The sequence below is a fragment of the Acetobacter estunensis genome (genome assembly GCF_019083805.1).
GTDB classification, from domain to species: domain Bacteria; phylum Pseudomonadota; class Alphaproteobacteria; order Acetobacterales; family Acetobacteraceae; genus Acetobacter; species Acetobacter estunensis_A.
On the sequence record NZ_JAHRDV010000016.1, the window covers coordinates 21,900 to 40,606 of the forward strand.

At 47.7% G+C, this 18,707-nt stretch carries 17 protein-coding genes; 7 read left to right on the forward strand and 10 right to left on the reverse strand.

Annotation, left to right across the window (positions count from 1 at the left end):
* Positions 1–196 precede the first annotated feature (196 nt).
* Positions 197–1,024 (forward strand): hypothetical protein, encoded by an 828-nt coding sequence (locus tag KUA11_RS14715; RefSeq protein ID WP_217411582.1) that lies wholly within the window; start codon positions 197–199, stop codon positions 1,022–1,024.
* 76 nt (positions 1,025–1,100) lie between these two features.
* Here KUA11_RS14715 and KUA11_RS14720 read toward each other — a convergent pair whose 3' ends face one another.
* The 3 genes from KUA11_RS14720 to KUA11_RS14725 form a co-directional block, all read right to left on the reverse strand.
* Positions 1,101–1,775 carry a recombinase family protein gene (locus tag KUA11_RS14720; RefSeq protein ID WP_217411584.1) on the reverse strand — a complete coding sequence of 225 codons (675 nt, stop codon included), beginning with the start codon at positions 1,773–1,775 and terminating at the stop codon, positions 1,101–1,103.
* Positions 1,776–2,356: 581 nt separating this feature from the next.
* Positions 2,357–2,698 (reverse strand): DUF5677 domain-containing protein, encoded by a 342-nt coding sequence (locus tag KUA11_RS17880; RefSeq protein WP_368041038.1) that lies wholly within the window; start codon positions 2,696–2,698, stop codon positions 2,357–2,359.
* Positions 2,699–2,841: 143 nt separating this feature from the next.
* Positions 2,842–3,555, reverse strand: a complete 714-nt coding sequence (locus tag KUA11_RS14725) for a recombinase family protein (protein ID WP_254454965.1) — start codon at positions 3,553–3,555, stop codon at positions 2,842–2,844.
* 163 nt (positions 3,556–3,718) lie between these two features.
* On the opposite strand from KUA11_RS14725, the gene KUA11_RS14730 reads away from it, so the two are divergent.
* Positions 3,719–4,288, forward strand: a complete 570-nt coding sequence (locus KUA11_RS14730) for a hypothetical protein (protein WP_217411586.1) — start codon at positions 3,719–3,721, stop codon at positions 4,286–4,288.
* A 7-nt stretch (positions 4,289–4,295) separates the two neighbouring features.
* Here KUA11_RS14730 and KUA11_RS14735 read toward each other — a convergent pair whose 3' ends face one another.
* From KUA11_RS14735 to KUA11_RS14755, 5 genes are all read right to left on the reverse strand, one after another.
* The gene (locus KUA11_RS14735) at positions 4,296–4,619 is read right to left on the reverse strand and encodes a hypothetical protein (protein WP_217411588.1); all 324 of its coding nucleotides are present in this window, start codon (positions 4,617–4,619) and stop codon (positions 4,296–4,298) included.
* Between the two features lies 1 nt (position 4,620).
* Positions 4,621–5,145, reverse strand: coding sequence for a hypothetical protein (locus KUA11_RS14740; protein ID WP_217411590.1), 525 nt, complete (start codon positions 5,143–5,145; stop codon positions 4,621–4,623).
* Between the two features lie 135 nt (positions 5,146–5,280).
* On the reverse strand, positions 5,281–5,616 hold the full coding sequence (locus KUA11_RS14745) for a hypothetical protein (protein WP_217411592.1): 336 nt from the start codon (positions 5,614–5,616) through the stop codon (positions 5,281–5,283).
* 48 nt (positions 5,617–5,664) lie between these two features.
* Positions 5,665–7,242 (reverse strand): relaxase/mobilization nuclease domain-containing protein, encoded by a 1,578-nt coding sequence (locus KUA11_RS14750; protein WP_217411593.1) that lies wholly within the window; start codon positions 7,240–7,242, stop codon positions 5,665–5,667.
* A gap of 15 nt (positions 7,243–7,257) precedes the next feature.
* The gene (locus KUA11_RS14755; RefSeq protein WP_217411595.1) at positions 7,258–7,563 is read right to left on the reverse strand and encodes a plasmid mobilization protein; all 306 of its coding nucleotides are present in this window, start codon (positions 7,561–7,563) and stop codon (positions 7,258–7,260) included.
* A gap of 201 nt (positions 7,564–7,764) precedes the next feature.
* Between KUA11_RS14755 and KUA11_RS14760 the strand changes: the two genes are divergently transcribed.
* Positions 7,765–8,505 (forward strand): hypothetical protein, encoded by a 741-nt coding sequence (locus KUA11_RS14760; RefSeq protein ID WP_217411597.1) that lies wholly within the window; start codon positions 7,765–7,767, stop codon positions 8,503–8,505.
* Positions 8,506–8,589: 84 nt separating this feature from the next.
* Here KUA11_RS14760 and KUA11_RS14765 read toward each other — a convergent pair whose 3' ends face one another.
* Positions 8,590–10,032 carry a replication endonuclease gene (locus tag KUA11_RS14765; protein WP_217411599.1) on the reverse strand — a complete coding sequence of 481 codons (1,443 nt, stop codon included), beginning with the start codon at positions 10,030–10,032 and terminating at the stop codon, positions 8,590–8,592.
* 150 nt (positions 10,033–10,182) lie between these two features.
* The gene (locus KUA11_RS17885; protein ID WP_217411601.1) at positions 10,183–11,865 is read right to left on the reverse strand and encodes a DUF6538 domain-containing protein; all 1,683 of its coding nucleotides are present in this window, start codon (positions 11,863–11,865) and stop codon (positions 10,183–10,185) included.
* Between the two features lie 578 nt (positions 11,866–12,443).
* Here KUA11_RS17885 and KUA11_RS14775 point away from each other — a divergent pair.
* The 4 genes from KUA11_RS14775 to KUA11_RS14790 are packed head-to-tail and all read left to right on the forward strand — an operon-like array spanning position 12,444 to position 18,691.
* On the forward strand, positions 12,444–13,082 hold the full coding sequence (locus tag KUA11_RS14775; RefSeq protein WP_217411603.1) for a TetR/AcrR family transcriptional regulator: 639 nt from the start codon (positions 12,444–12,446) through the stop codon (positions 13,080–13,082).
* On the forward strand, positions 13,079–14,161 hold the full coding sequence (locus KUA11_RS14780; protein ID WP_254454966.1) for an efflux RND transporter periplasmic adaptor subunit: 1,083 nt from the start codon (positions 13,079–13,081) through the stop codon (positions 14,159–14,161). The genes KUA11_RS14775 and KUA11_RS14780 overlap by 4 nt, the downstream gene beginning before the upstream one ends.
* A complete protein-coding gene (locus tag KUA11_RS14785) occupies positions 14,139–17,252 on the forward strand; it encodes an efflux RND transporter permease subunit (RefSeq protein ID WP_217411607.1) in 3,114 nt (1,037 codons plus the stop codon). The genes KUA11_RS14780 and KUA11_RS14785 overlap by 23 nt, the downstream gene beginning before the upstream one ends.
* The gene (locus tag KUA11_RS14790) at positions 17,249–18,691 is read left to right on the forward strand and encodes an efflux transporter outer membrane subunit (RefSeq protein WP_217411609.1); all 1,443 of its coding nucleotides are present in this window, start codon (positions 17,249–17,251) and stop codon (positions 18,689–18,691) included. The genes KUA11_RS14785 and KUA11_RS14790 overlap by 4 nt, the downstream gene beginning before the upstream one ends.
* The last annotated feature ends 16 nt before the right edge of the window (positions 18,692–18,707 follow it).

Here is an 18,707-nt window from a genome sequence, read left to right on the forward strand (position 1 = left end):
ACTCGAACCTACACAGATTTAGAATGCACTTCTCAACCATCTGAAAAATAACGAATATCTTTCAGGTTGGTGTTGCGGAAGTGTAGCACGCAGGGGTAGCAGTGCAAGGGCTGATTTTGCGATGGATAAAAGAAGGTCATTATCTACAATTATGCCTTTGCCGTGCTGATGCTTGATAGATGATGGAGTTCCTTTAATGTCGGAAAATAATGATGAAAAAAACAGAATTGAAGAGAATAAAAAAACACATCGAGATAGGATAAAGCATAATCTCGTACATGATTTATTTGTACATACGGCAGACGAAAATTATATGTCGTTTAGGGTTTGTTTGATTAATGGAATAGATAATGAAATGTCTTGGCAGGCAGCGCATTCTATAGAAAAGTATATTAAGGCTGTTTTATCGTTAAATGGCGTATCCGTAAAAGATAGAGGAATCTCTCATGATATCTGCACGTTGTATAATAAGTTAGAGGAATTAGCCCCTGATCTTATTCCCGATGAATTAATTAGCGGAAGAAAAAAAATAAAAACAAAAGAATTTATAAAACATCTGTCTTTGAATGGTGATCCAAATAATAGGTATGGTGTGTACGGTTACGGTTTTTCTGTAGATGATATGCTTCTTGTGGATAGTTTGGTTTTTTCCGTGAGACGTTTAACTTGTGATCTCAGTAGAGAGCTTGCAAGTGAAGAAAAAACATATCGTCAAAAATTTTTGGAAAACCCTGAATACATGCCTACCTTAGAGAGTTCTCCCTTGCATGAATTAATAAATAACGAAAACTATCGTGGAATAAGAAATTTTGTCCTTGATAATAATAATGCATTTGCTCCAAAAGACTTCACTCATACGGAACTTCGTATACGGAAAAGATCGGCATACAAAACAAATCCATTTGTTTATTATATCTCGCAACTTTGTGATGCAGAGAAATCCATTTTCTTGGAGTGGATAAAGAAGAATATTGTTTTACCGAAAGGACTATATCAAGAACTGCGTGATGAATTCGTAAAATAAATGTTCTGACACACGCAGTGTTTTTCACGAATGACTTGTGTTTGTTGCCTGTCTTTGTAAATGTGAGGCTCTCGCCTCACATGCTCTCGCGCGATGAAGCGGACACGCCAGCATTAGATAACGTGCGTTGTATAGTGGCTCTGCCTACACTGAATGTCCGGCTCAATTCAGTGACGGTTTTCCCTTTTAGGAACAGGTCAACGACCTCTTTTCTGGCGTATGAATTCAGGGCTTTTTTCCGGCCTATCCTGCCCCCGTTTGCTAATGAAGTGGCGATACCGGCGGTAACGCGGTCCCTGATATTCTCGCGTTCAAGTTGCGCCACGGCTCCTAATATGGTCAGCAGGAAGCCCCCAAGCTTTCCGCCGGTATTAATGCCATCTTGAAGGCTCCTGATATTAACCCCACGCTGTTTCAGGTTTTCAGCCAGTTCCAGGAGATTACGAGCGGAACGACCCAGGCGGTCGAGCTTCCATATTATGATTTCATCGCCTGCCTGCACTTTCGTCAAGAGTTCATCCAATCCCGGTCTATTCGCTGTTGTTCCGGATATCCTGTCTTCATAGATGTTATCAGCACTGACCCCGGCGGATACCAAGGCATCACGCTGTAGGTCAGTGGTCTGGACATACTCGCCAGTGTCTTTATCTTTTTTATGTGTTGAGACTCTGCAATATCCGTAAATCATAAAAATCACTCCCAAAATATCTGAAAATGATTGTATCAATTTCGGGCGGACATTTCGGAACATTGCAGGCCATGGGATGCCTTGCCCTTGCATTACGTCTGACAATCGCTCGGAATTTACTCTATTCGGAACGAGATAAATCCAAAAATATCTCAGAACAATATAATGTATAATATATTTCATTATCTGTATTTATAGTATAGAATTCTTGCGGATTTTGCAGCCATACCCAAATCATGTTGATCAAATTTCACTGAAAATATACGAACAAAAGATTCCAACGAATACGAAATTAATCTCAATATATGTCGCAATTCCAAGCGTCGGAACATAGCTATATCATCGGGGGTATTTGGAGAACGATTTATTTCCATGGCGCCCCATGAATACAATATTCCGTAGAGTGTTCCATGAGCGATTTCAGATGCATGACGGTAAAGTAACATACCGAAAACAAGCCCCCTTGTTATACTATCACCAAATTGCAAATAGATTACTTTCAGGCGGGCGTAAACATTTTCCGGTGTCCAAGATGCTATTTCTCTTCCTGATTTTGATGTAAATTCATCCAAAATTTTTTTATTTTCTGGTAATTCTAATATTTTTTCGGCCTCGCTGAATTTAATGTTTATTATATCCTTTCCCTATATTCTAATAACACGTATTAAATCACGTAGGATTTTTTGCTTTGCGTGAGACTGAGCTCTTTTGCTAATTATTTTAGGGTCTGTAAGCAAAAAGCTTGCATTCAAGGAAGTCTCGAAAATCACTCGGGAAATTACGTAGGCGTCTCGCAAATATTCATTTCTGGCAAGAATTTCTAACGACTTCATGGATTCCAGTATTGAATCAACAAATGGAAAAAATACTCCAATCCGATCTGGCTCAATCGTTAGACTTAATTCTTTGACCTCGGATACGCTTTTTCGAATTGAATGAAAAAGCTTCCATTCAGGCCATTTCTCAATAGGAATATCTTCTTCCATGCTTGTGCATGTATCGTCTTAAGAATTCAAAGTCAAAATTCTTTATATTACTTTTCGGGAAACCCAGTCCCAAAATCATCTGTTTCTGGAATATACCTAAATCACATAGCACAAATTCGCTTATTGCATATATGATGCAGAGATTATGGGACGGGATTTCCTGTACTGACCGCCCGCCACGCGGTCATCCGCGAAACGTGTAACAGGTCTCCAATCTCACGAGCGGAAAGCCCCTGTGCTTTCAGGCGGTGAGCCTTGGCGATATCCGCTTCTGAAAGCGACGGCCTGCGTCCAAGCCGGACACCCTTTGACCGGGCAGTATCAAGACCGGAGATGACACGCTCCCGGATAATGTCGCGTTCGAACTGCGCAAAGCCCGCGAGAAGCAGGAGAAACAGCTTTCCTCCCGGGCCAGATGTATCAATGCCAAGATTGAGAACCCTGACGGAAATCTGTCGCTTGCGGAGCATTTCTATCAATCCCAGAACATCCATCGCATTTCTCCCAAGACGGTCAAGCTTGCAGACCGTCAGTGAATCGCCTGCATGAAGCTTCCTGACGAGTTTCCGAAGAGCCGGACGGGATTTCCATGCCGTTGCCCCCGAAATGGTTTCCGCAACCATATGGCTGAAAGGGATGCCTTCCCGTTGCAGTTCAAGAACCTGATTGTCTGTATGCTGGCGAGACGTACTGACCCTCGCATATCCATATTTTTCCATAATTGATGTCCCCTGTTTTGTTACATGTTTCTGATATCCATTCGTGTTGGATGGATTAGGTAAGAACAGTGTAACAAAAACAGATGATTCAGGGATAACGTAAGAGAACTTTTCTGCATGCCCGGAGACATGTTCCATATGGACACCTGCTCAATACCATTCATATCTCTGAATTATTGGAACCTGTAGAAAGATGGACATCAATATTTTTGGCAAGCAGTTCTGGTTACACGGAATCGAAGGAACCGTTTACGGGGTCAGAAAGTGGGCCTCCACGTCAGTCCAGACATCCGGGCGGACGATGACTTATGAAACTGGTCCCGGCGTCTATGCTTCACACGGGCCGAAAGTCACCAGCACAACGACACAGCATCAGGAATGCTGGATCAGGTCGCCCGGTGGCCGGGAAAAACAGCTTCAGGGAACCTATGCTGTCGGCGATGGCCAGACGGTTCGGGTTGTCTGGGGTGCAATGAAAGGCACAAAGACCGGCCCTGATCTTGTTGTTCAGAACGTCAGCAGTGGTGCGGGTTGGACTGTGAACGGTAGCCTGCCGTTTGCTGTCACTGGCCATGGTGTATGGCGTCTGACGCGACAATATATCGTGGCGATTCTGATTCTTATCGCCGTGGTCGATGCGTTCTGGTGGATGATTGGTCTTCCGCAAAGACGGGCTGTGTTCGTCGGCCAGCCTGATGTTCCGCAGTATCAGGTTCTGTTCATTACGGCTTTCGGTATAGCCCTTCTTCTGGGACTTGCAGGCTTCATTCATCGCAACAGACTGATGAACAGCAATCACCGGAAAGCCATGGCCATTATCCTGAAGGCTATTTCAGATAACCCTGACTTCCGGACAAATCTTCAGAAATGAAAAAGAATCAGAATATATCGGGTAATATATCTTTTAGAAGTTTCTCTAATATTCTTATTTCATTTCGTTCGTCTGTTGTCGGTTCTTTCCGGTTTTCCAGGAGTTTCAACCGCCATTCTAAATAGTCCGAAGTTTCGTACCACATCGAATGATATTCCGGATCATCTTCCATCAGTTCGATAAACTCCCCGGTATCTGGCTTGAATTCTACTCTTTTCACAAGGATTCGTAAGAATTCTTTTTCTTCATATTTTTTCTTCTGACGATATCTTTTATTTTTTTCTGCTGATGTCAGACGTATTCCGTCTGACTTTATCGTTTTTCTACTCATTTTATTTCTCTTCTTTTTCAATCCTTTTGAGTTCTCTAATTACTTTTGTATATTCGTTGTTGTAATATAATTTACGCAATTTTCCGTATTTATTGTTTAGTTCATCTTCTCTTTTTTCTGCATCTCTATATGCATCTCTGACTATTGTATTACTATCGAGATCATAGTCGTCATTCATGAATGAGATAAGTTCAGAAGATGAAAAACGTGACTCATCTACGCAAGTATCGAGATACATTAAACGAATCTCTTCTATTTTTCTTTCGAGATAAGATATATCGTTTTTATATTTTTCGAGTTTTTTAAATTTCAGAGTGATTGACTTTGAAATGGTTCTTATTTCTTCATCGAGTTCGATTGATTTTTCTTTATTTGATATGAATAATTCATATTCATCATCATTCTGACAATCAATATATTTCAGATATTCTCTTCTGAACTCATTTGATTTCGACAGAAGTTCAGAACGATGATTTATCATAGAATCAATTTCTTTTATTAATTTTTCAGTATTATTCGCTTTCATTTTCAATCTCCGGCCCTCTTGTGCGGCTCTTGTTTATTACTATATCATAAAGTCTCGCGACCTTTGTAAAAAATAATAATTATTTTTATTATTCAATAGATTTAGTCATTTTCGTGTTTTTGTATATATGTTTTATTATAATGATCTGGAATATGATTTATATTTTTTCCTCTGTTTGAATTTGATGACGTTCCCGCCGTATTCCTGTTGTTCCTGTTCTGGTTCGGCTGGTTCTTGGCTGATTTCCGCCATTTCCTGCCTCTTTTCACTGTCTCGAACGGCTTTTATGGCTGAATTAATGTCCATCACTTGCATGGCGTCCCTGAGTTCTTTCTGCCCCTGTGTATCGAGTTCATTGACATCAACTTGTCGCAAGTTATTCAGTTTTGTTAGTAACTTGCGTGCATCTTGAACGGCTGGTCTTTCTTGAAATTCCTGTATTTTTTCATTGTTGTGAGTAGATTTTAGCAATGCAATGCGATTAATTGCATTGGTATCTGTTTTCTGTTCGTATAATAACTAAGCATATTGATTGCTCTTATACCGGATAAGATATTCCTGTTTTTCTTTGTTCGTCAGGCTATTCCACGGATTAGGGCAAACCTTTGTTAATCCAAGTTCATACATAATCGTATGAACGACATGCATAATCATGAGCTGAAGTTTTTCAGCTTTTTCTTTTTCGTCAGTTTCTTTTTTATCTGCTTGTTTCTCTTTGCTGTTATACCATCTTGCCCCGGCTCGAAGTTCTTTAATTTCGTCGCGCAATTCCCATAATTTTTCCTTTCTGTCTTTGATTGTTTTCAGTTCTCCGGAATAATTCTTATATATCCAGTTTCTTACTGACTTATCAGATATCTCTTTAAGTTTTGGGGGTTTCATATTGATAATGTCGATTAATTTTCTTTCTTCATCGTCAATCGTTTGAGTCCATGATTTTCCCTCTTTCTGTTGCTGTTTCATCAGGTCTTCGAGAGCCTTTGCCATTCTCTCCTGGCTTGCGATGCTCTCTTGCATAGTCCGGCGGGCCTGTGCTTTGTCGCTGTTCTGCGATGCGATTGCCTGCTTTTCTTCGCTGGTCATAGCGTCAGTGGCTTGTGTGGCGTCACTGGCGAGGTCTGCATGAATATGACCGGCGGGTGTTTCCGGCTTCTGTGGTGCCTTTGGTGCTGGCTTGTTTTCTGGTGTCTTTTGGACGGCTTCAGGGTTCGACAGGGCATCGCCCTTCGCCAGCTTATTCGTGGTCGGGACATGTAATGTCCGACTTAGAATAGGGCTGGCTACCTTAATTTCATGGCCGTCTATGAATTGTTCGAAGTCTGCTTTTTTCATACCCAGGACTCTGTCCAGGCAACCGACGAATTTGCCGTTTTCATCGTTTAGAATGAGCTTCTTTGTTCCTTGTTCTATCGTCCAGCCCTTCTCTTGGATAGCGTTCTGGAAGGCTTGGAAGCTGTCACAACGGGACAGAATTTCTATTGCTTCATTCTTGATATCGAACGGCTTCCCGCCGATCCGCTTCATGTTCTGATATTGTCCATCGCGTAGGAACGAATTTGGTAAATCACCAAGGGTCAACGGATATAATTTCTCTTTATATTCTTCGGGGACATTGTGCCAAACTGCGACGTTATGACGCCCCTTTACGAGTTCTAACCCGTGGTCTACCTCGAACATTCTACTAATTTTTTCCTGTCGTTGGTATTTGTTGGACAGGTCCAGAGGTTTCCCGTTTTCCGGATTAATCATACGGATTAACAGATGCAGGTGACGCGGGTCTGCGTCGGGGTCATTTTTTCGCGTGTATTCGTGTATTGATGACGTGACTATATCGCTATCTGACAGATTAAATTCTTTTTTTACTCTTTCTCGAAGGTCTAAAAACTGCTCATTTGACAGAGGTTCTTTAGAAGACATCTGCATGTGTAAAAGAGAATTTTTTCTGTTCCATGTTTCTGCGTCTGAAAAGCAATCCGCAACGTCCTGATATTCACCGCTCAACATCTCTACGGACTCGTTTTTCGTGTTCGCCGTGCAGTAATTGAAGATATCAGACGGTAGGCTGTTGGCTGTTATCGGATTGCTTTTTATAATCATTTTTATCTATCTCATTTATCTGACTTTCGATAGTTTCTTATTAATCTTGTCTCGAAGTTCGTTGATGATTCTGGGTATTCCGCTAATGTCTGGATATTCCCCAGAGTTCACACGCTTTGCGATTTGATTGATGTTATTCCCAACGCTCGCAAGCTCTCTGCGAATGTCTGTCAGTTCTGTTGCAATCATAGAACCGCCGGACATCTCGTTTAACAATAGAGCACGACAATAACCGGACATCGGTTTGCCGTTGGCTTTGGTCCTTATTCTGTTTTGTTCATCTTCGGTCAGTCGGATAGAGAATTTTTTATTTTTATTCATTGTTATGATGTCCTTACCTGTCGGACATTATAACAGATATCCCCGCATTTGACTGATAAGAGAAGAAAGCTATATTTTTAGGTAGCCAGCCCTATTCTAAGTCGGACAACCGACCCGAATAAGCTGGCAAAGGCTCCGCCTGTTGAACCGTTAGAAGCCAGGAAAAGTGACTGCTGATTTTTCACCATGAGGTAATGTTATTTGCTTGATAAGCAGAAAATACGCGAGAGGATGTTCGTAGATCATGCGTCAAAGCTTTTGGGAGAGGACTGGCTTCTTCATCCCATAGAGAGTCCAGATTTCATTGTATCCAACTTGTCTGAAAAATTTGGTCTCGAAGTGACCGAATGCCACGTCGGCAAATATTCAAAGAAAGGTTCACATGCGGTTAGAGAAGAAATCAGACGGCATCAAGAACTGCAACGGATAAGGGAAAAATGTATTTCCCTATATCCGTATATAGGCGAATGGAGATTGCAGTATGTTTCAGACGGTGGGAAAATTTCAGAGGAAGGAATAATCTACGCCATAAAAAATATTGATATTAATAACTCAGAAGTTTTTGAGACGGTAGATATTCTTGGTACATTGAAAAAATCTGGTCTTCCTTATAAAATTGGCACTATTTTTATTAGTAAGGGATATGGCGACGAATGGCTTTATGTAAACGATATGTGTGGATTTGTTCATCCAAGCGCGGATAATTTCCAACGTTGCGTAGATACAAAAGCACAAAAAATTGCAGAATACAAAAAAGAAATAAACAATGTTCGATTGCTGGTGGTAGCCGATGCATTAATGAATAGTGGAAAAGCGTCCCTTCCTCATGATTTTATTCCTCATATCCACGAGTTCTATAAAGTTTATTATCTCTACTACCCTATGTGGATAAAGGAATTCCCGTCAGGAATAACCAAGCCAGTTGACCGTCGTATTCGTTGAGATGATATTCCCGCCGGATTGTTCCCGGCAGGTGGCCTGATTTTCGTGATTCACAATATTTATTGTCTGGCTTAATCGTTCATATCACGAATTCGTGAGATTCCGCACCTGTTGGTCTGTTTCCATGTTTTTTGTGCCAATCTGCCTGAATTGCTGATATGTTTTGTGTTGTTCGGTTTGATTAAGCTTTTTCCTCTCCCTCACGGGAGGGGGTTGGCCTCTACTTTTAATGCATTCCCAATAGAAGAAATCATCCCATATACATTCTTGGTTATTATATACCTGACTTGCGACAAAAGTATAAAAATGGCTGACATCTGCGGTTTTCTTAAATACATGACAACGACCACCTGTTTCTTCTTTTGAATTATTATTGAAATCGTTGAACACGCCGAAATGAATACAATGAACATATGACACCTGAAGCCTTTGGATATCGTGAGTCACATAATAGAAATCAGGATGTCTTGCGGATAACGAATTAAGCCTGACATCAGCAAAACCCCGGAGCATCAACAGAATTCGTCCGTCTGGCCTGTTTTCCTGCATCATTTTCCGGGATTTTGTTAATCTCCAATCTGATAAATCTTTATGTTTTCGATTGTGATACACGTTGTCATATCTGGTTTTAATGTCTTTCGTTAGTCCGATGAAATTGACATAAGTATCTGTTTTTCCACTATCTTTCAGACAATAGCCGATACATCCGATTGCATCCCATATTGATTGAATGGCATCTGATTTGCGGTCGTTTTCGTTCGGAAACTCTTCTAATATGATTGATTCAACCTCTTCTCTGTGTTCTGGCGATACGTAAAGCTGGATATGATCATGAGGCGTTTCATCTTTCTGTAATTCAAGAACAGACATCCCCAGGTGCAGAATATTCCTGTATTTCAGCTTTCTTCGGATGTTTGTCCATCGTCTGCTTTTCTCTGATTTTGCCTCTTCATAGGAGCAATTATGGAACTCCGGGGGAAGAGTCAAAGACAAGAAAAGTCCCTGATAATTCAGGAAATTCGTGGCGAAATCGTCTAAATGCTCGGCAATGGCATGGTTTACGGCATAGCGTTTTCTTAATTCCTTTTGCTTTGCGTCGAACGCTGTCCATTGATTTTGTTCATTTCTGGAATCCTGAAAGATAACATATGTCTTTTCTGACTCTAATTTATCAGCATCGAACTGGCTTTGGAATTCATCAGCGTCAGGCTGGATATCTAAAATCCGTCGTAAATTCCTTCGCAATATGTTTGATTTTCTCGTTAATCTTTGTCCTGTGATTCGTTGACGTTCTCTTATTTCTTCGTATGATAACGACATCAATTTGAAGTCGTTTCGGACATCCTCTGAACATGATTCAACCCATCTGACAACCTGTTCTGCCAGTTCATGACAATCGAAAACCCCGCAGTTTTCTGCGATTTTCCGAGTTATCTGATTTTTATAAGTGGGGTGAAGAGATAATAAGTCCTGCCAAATGCGGGGGTGATTTTGTCGTATGATTATCTCGATATTTTCATAATTCACTTAACTCCTTTTGCAAAACTTCTTGATTTCGGAGTTATGTGATAATATAAAGATATCAGGAAACGCCGTTATTTAATTTGTTCGCACGATTTATTATATCACGGCTTTTTTAGAGGAAGGGAATAAACACCCTTCCTTTTTTGTTATCTGCTATTTTATCTTAATTTTCATAGGGTCCCAGTCCTGATATTTCAGCGTTTTGATGACTTTGTTTAGGTTTGCAACAGTCGTTCCGTCTTTGTTGTATTGTGCCCCCTGCCCTGACGATTCATGCCCCATGACTTGGTCAATCCATTCGACCGGATAGATTTCCCCGCCTGACCTATGGCCGAGCTTTGTTCTGACAAGATGTCGGAAACTGTGGAAAACTGTTTCGGCGGGCAACCCTGCCAGCGTCTTGAAATCGGAAAACCGTTTGGAGAATTGAACTCCGTATTTTTTCCGTGATTTATCATATGACAAGTCGAAGAAAATCATACCTTTACCGGATTTCCGGCAGTTTTCTGCCCTTTCCAGGAGTCCGAGTTCAGGTGATTTCAGGAATGGATGTAGAGGGATAATCCTTTCTCCGGCTTCTGTTTTCGGGTCCCATACAGTTTTCCCGTTTGCGTCTTTATGCGGTTGGATATTGAAACATAATATCCCGTCAATTTTCTCGATATCGCAGGGCCTGAGCCTGCAAATTTCTTCCAATCGCATACCTGTATATGACGCAATAGATATGATTTGCCGGACGGTATTGATATGAACGCGGGGCTTCCACGGGGTTTCCTGTAATATTTTTAATTCACTATCTTTGAATGGTCTTCGGTCTGTGAGTTCCTGACGAACTGGCGTGATAATGTGTTTTTCCCAGATTTCGTTGTCTTTTTTATCTTCTAAATCGTCAACAGATATCGCATATTTCCAGATATTGTTTAGATTTCTGACATGTCGATTGATTGTTTTTGTTGATAATGTCGCGTATTCGCCGTCTCGGCGTTTTGCTTCTTCTATTATTTGATTTAGCGTTTTCCCTCTGTCTCCCGGCGATTTTCCGTATCGTATTGGCAGATTTCGGACAGATTCGATGAAGTGTCTTGCGTCTTTTCTTGTGTATTCGTGAAGCTGTTTATCTTTCATGAAACGCAGAAATAGCTTTGAAGCTGTATGAATTTGCTGGATTTCTTCGACCCCGACGCTTCCGCGCTTGATTTCGATATATTGTCTGGAAGCCACCGAGAACAGCACTGATTTTTCCGGTTCTGGTTCGGGCGGTAATTGCTGAACCAAAGGAACAGCAACAGGAACGCTACCGGGCTTAGGAATACGGTTAATCGCTTCGTTCAGCATGTTCATTAACATGCTCTCCTTTTCGGGATTTCCTTCCTGTTTTGCTTTTTCAAGTTCGGTCCCGAGGCGTTGGATTTCTGCCATTAACACGCTGTGATGCGTATTAATGTCAGTCACGAAATTGCTGATGAACTGTTCAGATGCACCCGACAGGACAGAGCCTTTCACGTCCAGGAGCCTCTTGGAAGCGTCGATATAATTTTCCTGAAAATCTGACGGATGGATGCCTGCCATTCCTATGAGATATTTTTTCAGGTCGAACTTTTTAGGCAATTCACCACCACCGGCGAGAAAATTAAAGAGTATCTCGGTCTGAGAATACACCCGACAGGCTTTTCCTGTCGCTTCTCTTTTCCGGTTTGTTCCTAAACACACCCATATTTCACGCTTTCCTATGACCTCCCGGAATGATTCAGGGACAATTTTTCGAAAATGAAAAGAGCCATGTTTTTGCTTGAGCATAGCGAACCAGTGGGGACAAAAATGGGGACAGGTCTCCACCAGCAGGTCTTTTCTGGGATTTTATGCAATGATTTTAATGACTTACATGTGTTCTGACTAATGGGTCCAGGTCCCCCAGCCATTTTCCTTATGTAATCTCCTAAAATAGCTGACTAGCATGATCTATTTATGAGACAGCGTTTGGTAATCCCCACTTAAATAAACAAGAAAATTCTTTTCTATCCATTCACCCAACTTTTTAATATGGCTATATAAATCTCCATATAATTCACAACACATCAAAATATAAAATTAAACATCTCTATAAAATATACATACGTACTCAAAAAAAAATCCCTAAAACCATCTATATATATTTATACTTTTTAATACACGCACTCAAATATAAAAAATAATACTTGATAGATTGTGATCCCGTAACATCCATCAGTCCAGAATACTGAGATCACCACCCTTCCCGCCTATGACTGCCCCACGCCCCAATAGAGCCTCTCCATTCCCAGATTGCGAAACGAGACAGTCTCGTCTATTTTCTGGTCAACCCAAACCGCCAGAAACCAGCAGGCCCTATGAAGACAGCGGCAACCAGACGATCAGCCGGACGACCGGGATCGAAAATGTCCGAAGAACTGGATGCGCTGATTCTGAAAACCGCTGGACGCCTGTTTGGCGAACAGGGCTATGCCGCAACCTCCATTGAACAGATTGCTGCCGTGGCGCAGGTCGGCAAGCAGACAATCTATCGGCGGCACGCCTCCAAGGAAGACCTCTTCAAGACGGTCATTTCCGAACTGGGTCATACCTTTCTCAAGGCTGTGGCGTCCGATGAAAGCCACTCATCGGACAAACCACTCCCCACCTTGCACCGCACACTGCGAAGACTACTGGATCTTGTTCTGGATCCGGAAACGATCGCCCTGAGTCGCACATTCGTCGGAGAAGGATGGCGCTTTCCCGATCTGATTACCCATGCCGGCGCTCATATCTTCGACCCTCTCGAAAAACTGGCCTTACGTTTTCTCACGCAGGCCGAAACGGCCGGGCAATTGAAAACAGACTGCAAGCTGCAGGAAACCAGCCGCATACTGGTCGGCCTGCTTCTGGGATGGCCGCACCAGCAGGTCTTGTTTGGCCGCCATGTTCTCTCTCATCCCGATGATCGGGATCACTATTTCAATGCATGCTGGAACAACTTCATGCACGGCGTTCTTAAGCCTGACATTTCATGTGTCGTACCAGAAAAGACCGCATCATGAGACAGTCCCGACTGATCTTCTGTCTGCTGCCTTTGACGCTCGCAGGTTGCCACAAGAAGAAACCCGCTCCCGAAATACGGCCGGTCCGGTCCCTTGTGGTGCAACCGCAACAGGGGACCGACACACTCTCCCTCACGGGACAGGTGACCGCCCACCGTTATCTTACGCTCTCGTTCCGGCTGCCCGGAAAGATCGTGGAACGCACGGTCTCCGCAGGCAGCGTTGTTCACGCCGGACAGCTTCTGGCGCGCCTGGATGACACCGTTCCCCGTCAGGCTCTGCGCTCAGCCACGGCAGAGGCCGGAACCGCCCGCGCTGCTTTGGCACAAATGACACCTCTGAAACGACGGGCCGATGTCCTGCTGCCCGTCAAGGCCATTTCACGCAACGAATACGACGATATCGTCCGCCGTTACCGCTCCGCTCAGGAACAGGTGCAGGCCACACAGGCACAGGTCCGGATCGCTCAGGAAGAACTGGATCGCACACGCCTTCTGGCCGATGAGGACGGCATCATCACCGACCGCATGGCGGAAGCCGGAGAAGTCATCGCACCGGGACAGGCCATCTTTCGTCTCGCCACCAATGCGGGGCGCGATGCACAGTTCGACATACCTGAAGACCTGCTCCAGTCGCGCGTGACAGTTGGCACCCCGCTTTCCGTCTGCCTCGATGCCGAACCCCAGAGTTGCTCACCCGCGCAGGTGTATGAAATCTCGCCCGATGCCGATGCCCTAACGCGCACCTATCGCACCAAGGCACTGCTGCTTCAGCCACCCGCAACCATGGCACTCGGCAGCGTGGTGGTGGGACGTATCTCCGCAACCGGTCATGACGCCACCTTCCATCTTCCTCCTTCGGCATTGACGACGCAGGACGGTAAACCTGCCGTATGGATCGTGGCGCCAGACGCCCTTACCGTTTCACAGAGGCTGGTGAATGTCGGGCGCTACACCACGAACGATGTGAGTATCGCCTCAGGACTTCGCGCTGGAGACCGTGTGGTGACGGCAGGCGTGCAGGTACTTTATCCCGGTGAAAAGGTCAGCCTTCTGGATGAGGCCGATGTCAGACCTTGAACCCGTGCCGCCGGGAGGCGTGAACCTCTCCGCATGGGCGCTCCGTCACCGCGCACTCGTGCTGTTCTTCATGATTATCGCAGGTGTTGCGGGCATCCTATCCTATTTCCAGCTTGGCCGGAATGAGGATCCGCCCTTCACGGTCAAGACGATGGTGGTGCAGGCACTTCTGCCCGGCGCTTCGGTGGAGGAAACCACCCACCAGCTAACGGAACGCATTGAAAAGAAGCTGCAGGAAACGCCAGACCTCGACTACATCAAAAGCTACACACTGGCAGGCAAAACCACGATTTTCGTCAACCTGCTGTCAGGTGCGCCCAAAGCAGAAGTGCCCGACATCTGGTATCAGGTGCGCAAGAAGATCGGTGACGCCAAAATCGAACTGCCACCCGGCACAGTCGGTCCCTTCTTCGACGATGAGTTCGGAGATACCTACGGCATCATCTACGCCTTCACGGCGGATGGTTTCACGCACCGGGAACTGCGCGATTATGTCGAGACCGTGCGCGATGAACTGCTGCACGTCCCCGATGTCGCCAAGGTCAACACGCTGGGCGCGCAGGACGAGGAAATCCACGTCGATTTCTCCACCCACCGGCTGGCACGGATGGGGATCAATGGCGCGGCCATCGCGGCCGCCATCGCCACGCAGAACGCCATCGTCCCCTCGGGTGCCATCGACACAGGACGTGAGCGCATCGTGGTGCAGCCCACCGGTTCGTTCGGCTCCCTGAACGACATCGCCAACGTCACGGTCTATGCAGGCAACCGCAAGGTGCGGCTGGGCGACATCGCCACCATCACCCGCTCTTATTCCGATCCACCGCAGACCATGTTCCGCGTGAACGGCCATGACGCCATCGCACTGGCGCTCTCCATGCGCACCGGCGGCAACGTGCTGCAACTGGAAAAGAACATCACAGCCAAGATGACGGAGCTTCATGCCCGCATGCCCATCGGCATCGAATCCCATCTCGTGGCCAATCAGCCAAAGGTGGTGAAAGACGCCGTCGGTGACTTCACCGAAGCCCTGTTCGAAGCCATTGCCATCGTGCTGGGCGTGAGCTTCCTCAGCCTTGGCGCCCGTGCGGGAACAGTGGTGGCGTTCTGCATCCCCTTCGTACTGGCTATTGTGTTTGTGTACATGAAGATCATGGGCATCGACCTTCAGCGCGTCTCGCTCGGCGCGCTGATCATCGCACTCGGCCTGCTGGTGGACGATGCTATGATTACGGTCGAAAGCATGGTGAGCAAACTGGAGGAAGGCTGGCCTCTCACGAAGGCCGCCACTTTTGCCTATACCTCCACTGCCTTTCCCATGCTGACCGGCACGCTGGTCACGGTCGCGGGTTTCGTGCCTGTCGGTTTCGCCCACAGTGTCGCAGGCGAATACACCTTCTCGCTTTTTGCCGTCGTGGCATTGGCGCTGGTGATTTCGTGGTTCGTGGCGGTTCTGGTCGCGCCGCTGATCGGCGTTGCCCTCCTCAAAGCTAAAAAGGGAGCAGGCTCCAAGGGAGAACCGCCGCAGACTCGTTTGCGGGCCACCTTCGAGCGTGTGCTGCTGGCCACCATGCGCCGTCCGAAAATGACGGTATTCGTCAGCCTTGGTGCTCTCATTGTGGCCCTTCTGGCAGCACCGCTGGTGCCACAGCAGTTCTTCCCGGCCTCCGACCGCCCCGAACTTCTGGTCAACCTGTCTCTCCGACAGGGATCGTCCATCAAGGCCACGAGCGACGTGTCGCGTCGTCTGGACGCGATGCTCCGCAACGATCCCGACATCGACCACTGGAGTTCTTATGTCGGACAGGGCGCTGTCCGCTTCTATCTCTCGCTCGATGAGCAACTGCCCAACGACTTCTTCACCCAGACCGTGATCGTCGCGAAAAGCGCCAAAGCCCGTGAGAACCTGCGCAAGCGATTGAACGACCGGCTGGCGCGTGAAATGCCCGATGTCGTGCACGGCCTGTTCCCGCTGGAACTCGGGCCGCCGGTAGGCTGGCCTGTGCAATATCGCATCACCGGACGCGACCCGGACAAGGTGTGGCGCTATGCCCATCAGGTCGCGCAGATCATGGGTGCGGACAGCGATCTGCTCCGCATCAATTTCGACTGGGGCGATCCGGCGCGCAAACTGCGCATCGACGTGCGGCAGGAAGAAGCGCGACGGCTTGGCCTCTCCTCCGCCGCCATTGCGCAGGCCATCAACGCGACCGTGACGGGCGAGACGGTCACGCAGGTGCGCGACAGCATCTACCTCGTCAACGTCGTGTTGCGCGCCAACGCCGATGAACGGCAGTCTATCGACACTCTCCGCACACTCGACATCCGCCTGCCCAACGACATGACGGTGCCACTGAACACTGTCGCGACCGTCTCCTATGCGGAGGAATATCCGCTGATCTGGCGGCGCGACCGACTGCCGACCATGACGATTCAGGCACAGATGAGGGATGGCGTGCAGGCCAACACCATCGTTGCCGCACTGGCTCCCCAGATCAGTCGCTTCAACGCCACGCTCCCTCCCGGCTATCATGTAGTGGCGGGCGGCACAGTGGAAGAAGCCAACAAATCGCAGAAATCGGTGGTTGCGGTCATGCCGGTCATGGTGCTGATCATGCTGTCCGTGCTGATGATCCAGCTTCAGAACTTCAAGCGCCTGGCCCTGGTGATCAGTGTCGCCCCGTTCGGCCTGATCGGCGTGGTGAGCGGCCTTCTGCTCACGGATCACCCAATGGGCTTCATCGCCATGCTCGGACTGGTGGCTCTGGTGGGGATGATCATACGCAACTCGGTCATTCTGGTGCATCAGATCGAAATCGAACTGGAAGCCGGCAAAAACGAATGGGACGCCGTGGCGGACGCCGCCATGATCCGTTTCCGTCCCATCATGCTCACGGCCGTCGCTGCCATCCTTGGCATGCTGCCCATCGCATCGAGCGTCTTCTGGGGCCCGATGGCGGATGTCATCATGGGCGGTCTCGCCGTGGCCACCTTGCTGACACTGATCTTCCTGCCGTCGCTCTATGTCCTGTGGTTCCGTGTGCAGGAGCCAAAGAAGCAGGAACCGACCGGCATGGAGGCCACGCCATGAGGAAAAGGCTGCTCGCCCTTCTGCCGCTGGCTCTCGCTGGATGCTCTTGGCTTTCCCCCACCTACAAGCGGCCGACGCCCTCTCTGCCACAGACATGGAGCACCGCCACGACTGCGGCTCCTGCCGATGATATAGACTGGTGGCGCTCCTATGAGGATCCAGTTCTCGATCAACTTGTTGAAGACGCCCTGCGCAGCAGCGATGACCTTGCACTGGCGAAAAACCATCTCCAGCAGGCCCGCGCGGAGTATGACTACGCCTTCGCCAGCCAGCTTCCCATGATCTCGGGCGTGGGCGCGGATGCGTTCGGCCGTTTTCACATGAACGACAATCTCCCCATTCCCCATAAGACCAGCAATCTGGGGTTTGTAGGCGGCATGCTGACTTATGAACTGGACCTGTGGGGCAAGAACGCAAGCGCGAGCGATGCCGCAAAAGCTGGCGTGCAAGCCGGCGTTTACGCACAGGCGGCGGCGCGGATCATGGTGGAAGCCACCACGACACGCCTCTATTTCAGTATCCGTGCGCTGGACGCGGAAGTCGCCATTCTACAAGACGAAGTGAACACCCAGACGCAGCTTCTGGCGCTGGTGCAGAAACAGTACGAAGTGGGGGCGGTCGATGCACTGACCCTCAACACCGTCAATCAACAGCTCGATACGGCACAGGCCGCCCTACCCGCCGCGCAGGATCAGCGGAGCAAGGCTGAAAGCGCACTGGCCGTGCTGATCGGACGCTCCCCGCAGGATATCATCGGGCAGGATCTTCCACGCGGGCGGGATATTCTCGCAATTACGGTTCCCTCTCCCACCCCGCCGCAATTACCCGCCACGCTCATTGAGCGTCGCCCCGACATTGCCATGCGCGAACAGGGGCTGATCGCCAGCAACTACGCCATCGGCTATGCCCGCGCGGCCTATTTCCCCACCATTTCGCTGGCCAGTCTGGCGGGCGTGAACAATGTGGACATCGATAATCTCTACCGCGCCACCACCCGCTCATGGACACTGGCAGCCGCCATGGCCACGCCTCTGCTCGACTTTGGACGCACCCGCAGCGGCGTGAAACTGGCCAAGACCCAAAAGGAAGAGCAGGCCATCCTCTATCAGCAGAGCATCCGCACCGCTTTTCGCGAAGTGCGCGATGCGCTGAACGAGGAACGCACCAGCGCTACCCGCGACGAGGCGGACGCAAAGCGCGTGGCCTCGTCACAGGAGAATCTGAACCTGACGGAACTCCGTCTCAAGGAAGGCTTTGCCAGTCAGATCGACGTGCTGGCGGCGCAGGCCACGTTGCAACAAACGGAACTGGCGCGGGTGTCTGCCCGTCTCGCGTGGCTCGATGCCTCACTCGACATGTACAGAGCCATCGGCGGCGGCTTTTCCATGGACCGTGAGACGGACGCGAAAAAGATCGCTCCATCCTTCCACATTCATTGATCAACGCCTTCACGCA

Bases quoted from the DNA above. Each gene is read 5' to 3' on its own strand.
- KUA11_RS14735 (WP_217411588.1), bottom strand. From the start codon at position 4,619: ATGAGTAGAAAAACGATAAAGTCAGACGGAATACGTCTGACATCAGCA.
- KUA11_RS14750 (WP_217411593.1), bottom strand. From the start codon at position 7,242: ATGATTATAAAAAGCAATCCGATAACAGCCAACAGCCTACCGTCTGAT.
- KUA11_RS14730 (WP_217411586.1), top strand. From the start codon at position 3,719: ATGACTTATGAAACTGGTCCCGGCGTCTATGCTTCACACGGGCCGAAA.
- KUA11_RS14725 (WP_254454965.1), bottom strand. From the start codon at position 3,555: ATGGAACATGTCTCCGGGCATGCAGAAAAGTTCTCTTACGTTATCCCT.
- KUA11_RS14785 (WP_217411607.1), top strand. From the start codon at position 14,139: ATGAGGCCGATGTCAGACCTTGAACCCGTGCCGCCGGGAGGCGTGAAC.
- KUA11_RS14755 (WP_217411595.1), bottom strand. From the start codon at position 7,563: ATGAATAAAAATAAAAAATTCTCTATCCGACTGACCGAAGATGAACAA.
- KUA11_RS14720 (WP_217411584.1), bottom strand. From the start codon at position 1,775: ATGTTCCGAAATGTCCGCCCGAAATTGATACAATCATTTTCAGATATT.
- KUA11_RS14740 (WP_217411590.1), bottom strand. From the start codon at position 5,145: ATGAAAGCGAATAATACTGAAAAATTAATAAAAGAAATTGATTCTATG.
- KUA11_RS14775 (WP_217411603.1), top strand. From the start codon at position 12,444: ATGTCCGAAGAACTGGATGCGCTGATTCTGAAAACCGCTGGACGCCTG.
- KUA11_RS17880 (WP_368041038.1), bottom strand. From the start codon at position 2,698: ATGGAAGAAGATATTCCTATTGAGAAATGGCCTGAATGGAAGCTTTTT.
- KUA11_RS14715 (WP_217411582.1), top strand. From the start codon at position 197: ATGTCGGAAAATAATGATGAAAAAAACAGAATTGAAGAGAATAAAAAA.
- KUA11_RS14780 (WP_254454966.1), top strand. From the start codon at position 13,079: ATGAGACAGTCCCGACTGATCTTCTGTCTGCTGCCTTTGACGCTCGCA.
- KUA11_RS14790 (WP_217411609.1), top strand. From the start codon at position 17,249: ATGAGGAAAAGGCTGCTCGCCCTTCTGCCGCTGGCTCTCGCTGGATGC.